A 10,608-nucleotide genomic window follows, 5' to 3' on the forward strand; every position below is an offset into this window, starting at 1 on the left:
GGCGTTACTCCTCGGCGCGCAGCGCCGCCAGGATCCCCTCGCCGTAGCGCTCCAGCTTGGCCTGGCCCACACCGCTGATGCCGCTCAGCGCGTCCAGGTCGCCCGGCCGCTCCGTGGCGACCGTGCGCAGCGTCGCGTCGTGGAACACCACATAGGCGGGCACGCCCTGCTCCTTGGCAGCCGCCGCCCGCCAGGCGCGCAGCCGCTCGAACACCTCCTGGTCCGCATCGGCCAGCGCCGCCACCTCCGCCTTCGCGCCCCCGGACCGCGACGACCGGCGGGCGCCCGCCGCCGGGGCCGGGTCGCGCCGCAGCCGCACCTCGCGCCGTCGGCCCAGGACGTCCCCGCTGGTCTCGGTGAGCAGCAGCGTGCCGTGGTTCGAGTCCACCTCCAGCAGGCCCTGCGCCAGGAGCTGGCGCGCCACGGACCGCCACTCGCCGTCCGACAGGTCCTCGCCCACGCCGAACACCGTGAGGCTGTCGTGCCCCCACTGCGTGATCTTGGGCGTGGCCTTGCCGCGCAGGATGTCGACCACGTGCCCCACGCCGAACCGCTGATTGCGCTCGCGGTCCAACCGGAACACGGCGGACAGGAGCTTCTGGGCGGGGACGGTGCCGTCCCAGGCCTCGGGCGGGTTCTGGCAGGTGTCGCAGGCCCCGCAGTCCCCGGGGTGCTGCTGGCCGAAGTAGCGCAGGAGCTGGGCGCGGCGGCACTCCACGGTCTCGCACAGCGCCAGCATCGCGTCGAGGTGGGAGGAGAGCCGGCGGCGGTGGGCGAGGTCGCCCTCGGACTCGGCGATCATCTTGCGCTGCTGCACGACGTCGGCCAGGCCGTAGGCGAGCCACGCCGTCGACGGCAGGCCGTCGCGACCCGCGCGGCCCGTCTCCTGGTAGTAGCCCTCGACCGACTTGGGCAGGTCGAGGTGCGCCACGAACCGGACATCCGGCTTGTCGATGCCCATGCCGAACGCGATGGTCGCGACCATGACGACGCCGTCCTCGCGCAGGAACGTCGCCTGGTTGGCGGCGCGCACCTGCGCGGGCAGGCCCGCGTGGTACGGCAGGGCGCGGATGCCCTGGTCGGTGAGCTGCTGAGCGGTCTTCTCGACCGACGCTCGCGAGAGGCAGTACACGATCCCGGCCTCGCCGGGGTGCTCGGTGCGCAGCAGGGTGAGCAGCTGCCGCAGCGGGCTGTCCTTGGGCGCGACACGATAGGTGATGTTGGGCCGGTCGAAGCTGGCCACGAAGTGCCGGGCCTCCGCCAGGCCCAGGCGGTCCGCGATCTCCTCGCGGGTGTGCTGGGTGGCCGTCGCGGTCAGGGCGATGCGCGGGACGCCGGGCCACCGCTCGGCCAGTGTGCCGAGGCGCAGGTAGTCCGGGCGGAAGTCGTGGCCCCACTGGGACACGCAGTGCGCCTCGTCGATCGCGAACAGCGCGATCGTGCCCTGGTCCAGCAGCCGGGCCGTGGACTCGACGCCGAGCCGCTCCGGCGCGAGGTAGAGCAGGTCCAGCTCGCCCGACCGGTAGGCCTGCTCCACCCGGCGGCGCTGGTCCGCGTCCTGGGTCGAGTTGAGGAACCCGGCCCGCACCCCGAGCGCCTCCAGGGCGTCCACCTGGTCCTGCATCAGGGCGATCAGCGGCGAGATCACCACGCCGGTGCCCCGCCGCACGAGCGCCGGGATCTGGTAGCACAGCGACTTGCCGCCGCCGGTGGGCATGAGCACGAGGGCGTCGCCGCCGTTCGTCACGGTGTCGATGATCTCCTGCTGCTCGCCGCGGAAGGCGTCGTAGCCGAACACGGTGCGCAGCACGTCGAGCGGCGTCGGCGCCAGGTCGAGCGCGGGTGCTGTCATGTCGAGCTCAGTCGAGGCGGCGTCCGGAGGAGTCATGGCCGCCAGTGTGCCAGGGGACGCTGACACGAGCGCCCTCGCACAGCTGTGATCATGGGTCCGGTCACACGGGCGAACCTGCGATTCGCCGACGAGCCGCCTCGCGGACGTCGGGATCCTCGCCGGATTCGTCGGCCAGTTCGCGGAGGCGCTCGGCCACGACGGCGGTGCGAGGCGCGTGGTTCACACCAAGGATCCTGACCGGGTCCTCGCAGTCCCAGAGGCACTCGGGCGCGATGCGAGGTCCGAAAGTCGGGTCGGTGGCCGCGATGGCGGCGGCGGCGCGTGCCCGGGCGTAGGAGTACTGGGACTCGGTGTAGACGACGTCGAGCAGGGGGTACGGACCGTGCTCGGGAATCCGGCCGAGGGCGGTGACGAGGTCGCAGATCGCGTAGTTGTCGTCGACGACCTGGGGGAGAGCCGCCTGGATGGCCGCGCTGTCCTCAGCTTGGGCGTGCTTGGCGAGGACCTTGCGCGCGGCTTGCCCGCGGCGGTCGTCGACGGCGAGCCACGACCGGGACAGCGGCAAGGTGACGCGGGACGGGAGCGCGATGACGTACCCGAGCGCAGCGGCCCCCTCGAAACCCAGCGTGTCGGCGGCAAGGATCTGCTCGGCCCAGCCGAGAGCGACCAGATCGCCCCGGAGACCGAGGACCTCGAGCGCATGCCGTCGCCCCCAGAGCAGCTCGGGGTCGAGGGCCGCTCCTTGGAGTGCCTGGAGCTCACGGCGATCGGTGGTCGCAGCGAAGCGCTGGACGAACCTGGTGCCGCAACGAGGACCGATTGTGCGGAGCAGTATGTCGAGCGGTTCGTCGAGCGACGGGCACGGCGGACGGCGCACGGGTCGCACGTCCTCGTCGTCGAGCAGAGGCGGAAGCCCTGCGAGCGCGACATGAGCGTCAGCGGAACCCCGACGGGCCATCGCGTCGAGCACGTCGCGTGGGAGGAGGTCATCTTCAGCGGCCGCCAGCGCGAGGTCGGCGATCGTCGCTGGAGCGATTGCGAGCCGGAGAGCGAGCGTGGCGTAGTAGTCGCTGCGCCGCTCGACCTGGGAGTCCCACCGCGGATCGTTCGCTATGCACTCCAGGAGACGTTCGACGCCGGTCGTTCCGTTGGCCGCAGCGAGCCAACCGGCGCCACGACCGCGTTGCAGCATGCCGAGGTCCGTGGTCGCAGGAGCCGATCCGGGGAGTGGCATGAGAGGCATCAGCCGGATGTTAAGCCGGGCGGGGGATGTGAACGAGGCAATTTGGCCCGTCAGTGCGGCGCCAGCGCCCGCAGGGCCGGCAGTGCCCGCTCCAGCATGGCGGCGGTCGCGGTGAGACTGATCCGGAAGTGCCCGGCCCGGTCGAAGACGGTGCCGGGCAGCACGAACACGCCCCGCCCGGCGAGCGCCGTGACGAACGCCGGCGCGTCGCCGCCCGGAGCGGCGCTCCACAGGTAGAACGTGCCCTCGGGCACGGTGAGGTCGTAGCCCGCCGCGCCGAGCGCGGCGACCATGAGGTCGCGGCGCCGCTGCAGCTCGGCGACGTCGATCGAGACGGTCTCCAGGGCCGGCACCGCGTACTGCATGAGGGCGTCGGGGAAGGTCCAGCCGAGGCCCATCTGCAGGGGGAGCAGGGCGGCGCGCAGCTCGGTGCGCACGTCGTCGGGGATCAGGGGCGAGAACGCGAGGTACCCGAGTCGCTGGCCGGGCGCGAGCAGTACCTTGCCGTAGCTGTAGTCGACCAGGGTCCAGGGGTAGCACTCGGCCGGGCTCGTGAAGCCGATCCCGTCGAACCGGATCCGGCGGTACGGCTCGTCGGACAGCAGCCAGATGCGGCGTCCGTTCCGGGCCGACGCCGCCTCCAGCACCGCGCCGAGCTCGACCAGCCGGTCCCGGGCGTACACGCGCCCGGTGGGGTTCGCGGGCGAGTTGACGACGACGACGCGCGTCCGGGGCGTGATCGCCCGCGCGATGGCATCGACGTCCAGGTCGAACCCGTCGGGGGTCAGCGGCGCGCGGACCGGCACCAGGTTCGCCGCGCGCAGCATCGGGGTGTAGAACCAGCCGGGCTCGGGGAACACCACCTCGTCCCCGGCGTCGGCCACGAGCCGGAACGCCAGCGCGATGGCGCCGAACGCGCCCTGGGTCATGGCCACGTCGTCCGAGTCGAACGGGAGGCCGAGCTCGCCGCGCAGGCCCTCCGCGATCGTCTCCCGGGCGGGGGCCAGGCTCGACTTGTAGGCGAACCAGTCGGGGGCGCGGGGTTCGAGGTTCGCCCGCAGCGCGTCGACCAGGCCCCGCAGCGGCATCTCGTGCGGGTCGCCGAACGCCAGGTCGACGACGCCGGCCTGCCGGTCCATCGTGCGCAGCGAGACGAAGAAGGACGTGACGGGCTCGATGGCGTCCTGCGCTGCTCTGGCCCGGTCGGACAGCTCCATGCCGCGGCTCCTCTCGCGAGATGCGGCCGCCCCCCGATGTTCCTCATGATGCCCCCGAACCGCCGGGCGCACACGGCGTGCCGCTCGGCGTGTCGCGCGGCGTGGCGAACCCGGCGGCAGGGCTCGCCCACCCGGTTCCGCCTACCGGAGCCGGCTCAGCTCCCCGGGCAGCAGCGTGAACGTCCGCTCGTGCGCGGCGCGGGCGTGGCGGGTCATGTACCCGGCCACGGGCCAGGGGGCGGTGACCTCGGTCGTCTCCGTGAGCAGGGCCCCGTCGCCCGCCGGCGTCGCCCGGGTGACCGTGCGCAGCGTGCAGCCCGGCGCGGCCCGCACGGACGACGTCAGCACGTCGTCGCCGGCCCGCATCATCCGGGCGGGGAAGCGGATCGTGTACGGCAGCGGACCGAGCCGGGGCCGCTCGACGACCCGCCAGTCCTGCCACGGCCCCTCCGGGCCGGCGCCGCTCGCGACGACGTCGGCGGACACCAGGTAGGGGTGCAGGCCGCGGTGCCGGGTGAGGTCCGCCAGGAAGTCGATCGCGGCGCGCGGGCCGACGGGGACGGACGTGCTGAGCTCGAACCTGAGGGTGGTCACGGGAGGAGTGTGGCGCACGGCCCGCGGCCGGTCACGCGCGGCCCGCGCCACCCGGCCGTCACGCCCGGCGCAGGTCGTCGTACGTGGCCAGGGGCACCAGCCCCTGCGCCGCCGCCGCGATGTCGCGGTCGCCCGCGACCAGCACGTCGGCCTGCAGGGTGGCCACGGCGAGGTACTCGGCCTGCCCGGTGTCGTGCCAGCCGAGCTGCCGGGCGACCTTCCACGCCGTCGCACGCGAGACCCGGTCGCCCAGCAGCCGGACCTTGAGCGTCGCGACCCGTTCCAGCAGCGCCCGCGCCGTCTTCTCGTCCAGCAGCCCCGCGTCGGTGTCGCGGTAGAGGATCGACATGGCATGGCTGCGCAGCGCGGCCGGAGCGACCAGCGGCACGTGGGCGCCCGCGCCAGGGTCCTCGCGTACCAGGCGCACCGCGGTGACGGCGTCGATCGCGAACCGCGTCCTCCGGCTCGTGCCGTCCGGGTCCGGTCTGTTCATGGGTCCAGGAAACACCCCACCACTGACACTCGTCCGGTGGGCGCGCCCCGGCGCCCCGTGTCCCGCCCACCCCGGGACGGTCACACATCGGGGCGCTCGCCGGTCGGGTGGGCAGAAGCGGTGCGCGAGAACCGCCCCCGGCGGGCGGCGGCGGGCCGCGACGGACGACGAAGGGTGGCGGAGACGATGAGTGACATCGTGCAGCGGGAGACCGTGCGCAGGGACGCGGCGCAGGGCGAGATCGTGCGCAGCGCGGTGGTGATCCAGCCGGGCACGGCCCAGCCCGGCTCGGTGCGGGTACGCGCTTACAAGTCGGGCGTGCTCGTCGCGGACGCCGACCCGCCGCTGCTGGTCTGGGAGCACCGCTTCTACCCCCAGTACTTCTTCGCCCCCACGGAGCTGAAGGTCGGGCTGCGCCCCGCTGGCCCCGGCCGCCGGTCCAGGAGCCTCGGACCCGGCGAGCTGTTCGACGTCGTCGTCCCTGACGGCGTGGGGGAGACGGTGCTGCCCGGCGCCGCCCAGCGCTACCCGCAGGCCCCGCTCGTGGCCCTGCGCGACGCGGTGACGCTGGACTGGGCGGCGCTGGACACGTGGCTCGCCGAGGAGGAGGTGATCCACACCCATGCCCGCGACCCGTACGTGCGGGTGGACGCGATGCCGTCGAACCGGCACGTCCGGGTGGTGGCGGGCGGGGAGGTGGTCGCCGAGTCGCGCCGGCCGGTCGTCCTGGTCCAGACCGGGCAGCCGCCGCGGTACTACCTGCCGCAGGTCGACGTCCGGATGGACCTGCTCACGCCCACCGACACGGTGAGCTACTGCGCCTACAAGGGCACGGCCGCGTACTGGACGGTCCGCGTCGGGGACCTGCGGCTGCGCGACGTCGTCTGGGGCTACGACACCCCGCTGCGCGAGGGGCTGCGGATCGCCGGGATGGTCTGCTTCTGGCAGGAGAAGAACCCGGACCTGGAGGTCTGGGTCGACGGCGTGCGGGTCGGCCAACAGTAGACGGGCAGGAAAAACCGGCGCGATCGGCGGCCCGTTCCGTCAGGATGGCCGCCATGGACGAGGTGGAGGTCGTCGTCGCCCACAGCCAGCGCGCGACGCTGCGCGTGGGCGACGTGTTCCTGAAGGTCGACGGCGACCCGGCGCACGCCGACGTCGAGATCCGGGCGATGGGCCTGGCGCCGGTGCCGACCCCGGCGATCCGCTGGCACGAGCCGCCGGTGCTCGCGATCGCCGCCGTGCCCGGCACGGCGCTCGGCGTGCTCGGCGAGCCCTCCGCGGCGTCGTCGGCGGCGTGGGCCGCGGCGGGCGCCGCCATCCGGAGGCTGCACGACGCGCCGCTCCCGCCGTGGGAGGGGCGAGCGCTGGACGACGTCGCGGCCGAGCTGGAGCGCGAGTGCGCGTGGCTGCTGGAGAACGCCGTGCTGCCCGCCGAGGTGGTCCGGCACAACCGCGAGATCGCCGAGGGGGCGCTCCGGCCGTACCGACCCGCGTTCATCCACGGCGACCTGCAGATCACCCACGTGTTCGTCGACGGCGACGAGGTCACCGGCATCATCGACTGGTCCGAGGCCGCGCCGGGTGATGCCATGTTCGACCTCGCCATCCTGACCCTGGGGCACGAGGAACGCCTGGACGACCTGCTCGCCGGCTACGGCCCGGGTGCGGACCGGGACGCGATCCGGGCCTGGTGGTCGCTCCGCAGCCTGACGGCGTCGCGCTGGCTGGTCGAGCACGGCTTCGACCCGGACGCGCCGGGGTGCGAGTTCGACGTGCTCAGGTCCCGGATGCGGGAGCCGTAGGGACGGCGCCGGTACCGCTGCGGACCGGGTCCGGATCTCGGGGGTCGTGGCCGGCCTCGGCTACGGGACCACGGGCCTGACGGTGGGCCAGCGCGTGTTCGGGCTGACCGACTGGAGCCGCGACGGGTCCCTGGCCGAGTTCACGGCCGTGGAGGCGCGCAACCTCGCACCGCTGCCGGCCGACCTGGACCACACCGTCGCCGCCGCGCTGCCCATCTCGGGGCTGACCGCCTGGCAGGGGCTGTTCGACCACGGCGGCCTGCGGCCCGGCCAGACCGTGCTGGTGCACGGTGCAGCGGGCGGCGTCGGCTCGATCGCCGTCCAGCTGGCGCGCGCGGCGGGCGCCCGCGTGATCGGCACTGGCCGCGCGGGGGACCGGGACCTCGCGGGCGACCTGGGGGTGCACACGTTCCTCGACCTGGGCGCCGGCGAGCTGGGTCAGGCGGGCGAGGTGGACCTGGTGTTCGACGTCATCGGCGGCGAGGTGCTCCAGCGGTCGACCGAGCTGGTGCGCGCGGGCGGCACCGTCGTCACCATCGCCGCGCCGCCCACCGCGCACCCGAAGGACGGGCGGGCGATCTTCTTCGTCGTCGAACCCGACCGCGCCCGGCTGGCCGACCTCGCCGAGCGGGTCCGGTCCGGCCGGCTCAGGCCCGTGGTCGGGGCCGTCCGGCCGCTGTCGGAGACGGCGGCCGCGTTCGCCGGCCGGCGCGTGCCGGGCAAGACGATCATCGAGGTGACGGCGGGGGAGTGACGGCGGCGGGCTCCTGGCCGCCGGTCTGCTGGCTGCTCGGTGCCCGCTCCCGCATGGCCTGGTTGCCGAGGACGATCGCGAGCGCCAGCCGCTCCGCGTCCTCGGTGCCGGGCTCGCAGGAGTAGACCATGATCCGCAGGTCGTCCCCGGCGACGACGAGCGTGTCGCAGTCGACCCGGATGCGACCGACCTCGGGGTGGTCGACCGTCTTCAGCTTCGCCGGTGCCTCCTGCGCGGTCAGGTCGATCGCCTCCCAGAGGCGCACGAACTCGGCGCTCCGCGCCCGGAGGTCGGCCACGAGCCGGCGGATGCGGGGGTCCGTGGGGTAGCGCGTCGCCGTCAGCCGCAGGTCGGCCACGAGGTTCGCCACCAGGTCGGCCTCCTCCTGCGGCGAGTGGACCACGCGGGACGCGGGCCCGAGCAGGTGTCGCCAGACAGCGTTGCGCTCCGGCCCGCGCCAGGCGGTGGTCCGGCCCATGAGGGCGTCGTAGGCGGCGTTGGCGGTCACGAGGTTCCACATCGCGTCGAAGATGACCACGGGGTGCCCGTCGAACCGGTCGAGCATCCGCTGCACGCTGGGGGTGATGCGGCTGGAGACCAGGCCGCGCCCCGGGGCGGTCAGCCCGGCGAGCCGGAACAGCAGCTCGCGTTCGGGCTCGCTGAGCCGCAGGCCCCGGGCGAGCGCCTCGACGACCTGGTCCGACGGCGCGGTGGCACGCCCCTGCTCCAGCCGCGTGAGGTAGTCGACGGAGATGCCGGCGAGCTGGGCCAGCTCCTCCCGGCGCAGGCCCGCGGCGCGCCGGCGGGTGCCGACCGGTATCCCGGCGGCGTCGGGCGAGACGCGGTCGCGCCAGTGTCGTATCGCTGGTCCGAGCTCCATCGCTCCAGTCTGCGCTCCGGCCGCGCGCTTGTGGTGGCCCTGCCGGTCCTACGACAACCCGACGACTGCCCCGTGCCGTCCGGCCGACCCACGATGGCGGCATGACAACCTCGACCACCGGAACCGTGCTCATCACCGGACCGACGGGCGGCCTCGGCCGGTCCGCGGTGCTGGCCATGGCGAACCGCAGCCCGCACCGCCGTCCCGACCTGCTCCTCGTGGGCCGACCCGGCCCGCGCCTGGACGCGATCACCGCCGAGGCCCGGGCAGCCGGCGCCACCGCCCACGCCATCGGGGCCGACCTGGCCAGCCTCGCCGACGTCCGCGCGGCCGGCCGCGAGGCCGTACGCCTCCTGGCCGACGGCGCCGTGCGGCCGTTGCGTGCGGTCATCGGCAACGCCGGGGTGTCCGTGGTGGACACCCGCACGGCGTCCGCCGACGGGTACGAGCTGACATTCGCGGTCAACCACCTGGCGCACGCCCAGCTCGTGCGCGAGGTGGCGGGCGCGCTCACGGCTCCGGCCCGGATCGTGCTGCTCGGTTCCAACACGTACTACCTGAACACCCCGCGCCGTCTGCTCGGCGTCCCGCCCGCCGAGTGGCGCGACCCGCTGGACCTCGCGCGACCGGCGGACGCCGGTGCGGAGCCCGGCACCCGGGACGCGGGCGTCGCCTACTCGAACTCGAAGCTCGCGATCCTCTACTACGCGCACGAGCTGCAGCGGCGCCTGCCCGACGGCGTCGCCGTGTCGGTCTTCGAGCCGGGGTTCATGCCCGGCAGCGGCCTCTCGCGCGAGCACGGTCCCGCGCTGCAACGGGTGGGACGCGCGGTCGGGCGCTTCCCCGGTGTCTCCACCCCGGAGCGCTCGGGTCCGCTGCTGGCGGCCGTAGCCCTCGACGAGCGCTGGGCGCACCTGCGCGACGGCGCGTTCGTGGTCAAGACCGCCGAGCGCGAGGTGGAACCGTTCGCGGTTGACCCGCAGCGCGAGCGGCGGTTGTGGGAGGTCACGGAGGAGCTCCTGGGCTGATGGGCGGGGTGCCGGGGCCTGGCCCGAGTGGCCCCGCGCGGGTGTTCGGGCGGGACCGGGGCCGCCTGGTCTCAGAGCGGCCCAGGTCACACGCTTTTCGATTCGGACCCGACCCGTTCTGCGTGCTATGTTTTTCCACGCACCGGGAAGGCGGAAACGCCGAGAACGGGTCACCTGTCCGGGTGGCGGAATGGCAGACGCGCTAGCTTGAGGTGCTAGTGCCCTTTATCGGGCGTGGGGGTTCAAGTCCCCCTCCGGACACTTCTAACCCGCTGTGACCAGCGGGTTTGCCGAGCAGATGAACGCCGAGTGCCTCGTAGAGGTCTCGGCGTTCTTTGTTCATGGCGCGGTTCAGCACCTTGAGGGAGCCGCCCACGATCTCCAGGTCCTTGGTGAGTCGATTGAGATCGACCGCTTCGACCGGGACCTGTGACCAGCGAGGCAGTGATCGCCTCGGACGTGACTCCGCTCTCCTTGCTCGTCGCGGTCAAATACCTGCGCCTCGTCGAAGACGGCGTCATCCGTGTTCCGAGGCGTCAGGTTCCGCCACGAGCGGGAAGCGCCGGCGGTGGCGCTCATCGAGGACGACGCCGGTCGTACGCCCCCGCAACGCTGCTCAGGCGCCTCTGGCATCGGGGGGGGGGGGGGGGGGGGGTTTTTGCCCTTCCACAGCTCTCTCCTGAGGGGGGGAGAGAGGGGCAGTGCACTTTAGAGCGATGAACGATATATCGGCTCGGTGTTG

At 73.7% G+C, this 10,608-nt stretch carries 11 protein-coding genes and 1 tRNA gene; 6 read left to right on the top strand and 6 right to left on the bottom strand.

The features are described from left to right. Positions 1–4 precede the first annotated feature (4 nt). The 5 genes from recQ to ACFV9Q_RS19175 all read right to left on the bottom strand — a co-directional run bounded on the left by recQ (position 5) and on the right by ACFV9Q_RS19175 (position 5,399). Entirely contained in the window at positions 5–1,888 is a 1,884-nt protein-coding gene (recQ, locus tag ACFV9Q_RS19155; RefSeq protein ID WP_377235696.1) for a DNA helicase RecQ, read from the bottom strand. Positions 1,889–1,952: 64 nt separating this feature from the next. Next, a complete protein-coding gene (locus ACFV9Q_RS19160; protein WP_377235697.1) occupies positions 1,953–3,095 on the bottom strand; it encodes a hypothetical protein in 1,143 nt (380 codons plus the stop codon). A gap of 50 nt (positions 3,096–3,145) precedes the next feature. Next, entirely contained in the window at positions 3,146–4,312 is a 1,167-nt protein-coding gene (locus ACFV9Q_RS19165; protein ID WP_377235698.1) for an aminotransferase class I/II-fold pyridoxal phosphate-dependent enzyme, read from the bottom strand. Between the two features lie 141 nt (positions 4,313–4,453). Further along, a complete protein-coding gene (locus tag ACFV9Q_RS19170) occupies positions 4,454–4,906 on the bottom strand; it encodes an SRPBCC family protein (RefSeq protein ID WP_377235699.1) in 453 nt (150 codons plus the stop codon). Positions 4,907–4,964: 58 nt separating this feature from the next. After that, positions 4,965–5,399: a hypothetical protein gene (locus ACFV9Q_RS19175; protein WP_377227244.1), complete on the bottom strand. Its 435-nt coding sequence runs from the start codon at positions 5,397–5,399 to the stop codon at positions 4,965–4,967. A gap of 186 nt (positions 5,400–5,585) precedes the next feature. Here ACFV9Q_RS19175 and ACFV9Q_RS19180 point away from each other — a divergent pair, with 186 nt between their 5' ends. The 3 genes from ACFV9Q_RS19180 to ACFV9Q_RS19190 are packed head-to-tail and all read left to right on the top strand — an operon-like array spanning position 5,586 to position 7,958. Next, the gene (locus tag ACFV9Q_RS19180; RefSeq protein WP_377235700.1) at positions 5,586–6,404 is read left to right on the top strand and encodes a DUF427 domain-containing protein; all 819 of its coding nucleotides are present in this window, start codon (positions 5,586–5,588) and stop codon (positions 6,402–6,404) included. Positions 6,405–6,457: 53 nt separating this feature from the next. After that, a complete protein-coding gene (locus ACFV9Q_RS19185; protein WP_377235701.1) occupies positions 6,458–7,204 on the top strand; it encodes a phosphotransferase family protein in 747 nt (248 codons plus the stop codon). Between the two features lie 46 nt (positions 7,205–7,250). Continuing rightward, positions 7,251–7,958: an NADP-dependent oxidoreductase gene (locus tag ACFV9Q_RS19190; protein WP_377235702.1), complete on the top strand. Its 708-nt coding sequence runs from the start codon at positions 7,251–7,253 to the stop codon at positions 7,956–7,958. Here the strand turns inward: ACFV9Q_RS19190 and ACFV9Q_RS19195 are convergent. Continuing rightward, positions 7,933–8,838 (bottom strand): helix-turn-helix transcriptional regulator, encoded by a 906-nt coding sequence (locus ACFV9Q_RS19195; RefSeq protein WP_377235703.1) that lies wholly within the window; start codon positions 8,836–8,838, stop codon positions 7,933–7,935. The two genes, ACFV9Q_RS19190 and ACFV9Q_RS19195, sit on opposite strands and share 26 nt — an antisense overlap. A gap of 101 nt (positions 8,839–8,939) precedes the next feature. Between ACFV9Q_RS19195 and ACFV9Q_RS19200 the strand changes: the two genes are divergently transcribed. The 3 genes from ACFV9Q_RS19200 to ACFV9Q_RS19210 all read left to right on the top strand — a co-directional run bounded on the left by ACFV9Q_RS19200 (position 8,940) and on the right by ACFV9Q_RS19210 (position 10,299). Then, entirely contained in the window at positions 8,940–9,866 is a 927-nt protein-coding gene (locus ACFV9Q_RS19200; protein ID WP_377235704.1) for an SDR family NAD(P)-dependent oxidoreductase, read from the top strand. Positions 9,867–10,042: 176 nt separating this feature from the next. Next, a tRNA-Leu gene (locus ACFV9Q_RS19205) sits at positions 10,043–10,127 on the top strand. Between the two features lie 13 nt (positions 10,128–10,140). Next, the gene (locus tag ACFV9Q_RS19210; RefSeq protein WP_377235705.1) at positions 10,141–10,299 is read left to right on the top strand and encodes a hypothetical protein; all 159 of its coding nucleotides are present in this window, start codon (positions 10,141–10,143) and stop codon (positions 10,297–10,299) included. Positions 10,300–10,608 lie beyond the last annotated feature (309 nt).

Source organism: Promicromonospora sp. NPDC059942, assembly GCF_042731755.1.
In the GTDB taxonomy this organism is placed as follows: domain Bacteria; phylum Actinomycetota; class Actinomycetes; order Actinomycetales; family Cellulomonadaceae; genus Promicromonospora.

Excerpts from the sequence above, each read along its gene's own strand:
- ACFV9Q_RS19195 (WP_377235703.1), bottom strand. The coding sequence starts at position 8,838 with ATGGAGCTCGGACCAGCGATACGACACTGGCGCGACCGCGTCTCGCCC.
- ACFV9Q_RS19180 (WP_377235700.1), top strand. The coding sequence starts at position 5,586 with ATGAGTGACATCGTGCAGCGGGAGACCGTGCGCAGGGACGCGGCGCAG.
- ACFV9Q_RS19160 (WP_377235697.1), bottom strand. The coding sequence starts at position 3,095 with ATGCCTCTCATGCCACTCCCCGGATCGGCTCCTGCGACCACGGACCTC.
- ACFV9Q_RS19165 (WP_377235698.1), bottom strand. The coding sequence starts at position 4,312 with ATGGAGCTGTCCGACCGGGCCAGAGCAGCGCAGGACGCCATCGAGCCC.
- ACFV9Q_RS19185 (WP_377235701.1), top strand. The coding sequence starts at position 6,458 with ATGGACGAGGTGGAGGTCGTCGTCGCCCACAGCCAGCGCGCGACGCTG.
- ACFV9Q_RS19200 (WP_377235704.1), top strand. The coding sequence starts at position 8,940 with ATGACAACCTCGACCACCGGAACCGTGCTCATCACCGGACCGACGGGC.
- recQ (WP_377235696.1), bottom strand. The coding sequence starts at position 1,888 with ATGACTCCTCCGGACGCCGCCTCGACTGAGCTCGACATGACAGCACCC.
- ACFV9Q_RS19175 (WP_377227244.1), bottom strand. The coding sequence starts at position 5,399 with ATGAACAGACCGGACCCGGACGGCACGAGCCGGAGGACGCGGTTCGCG.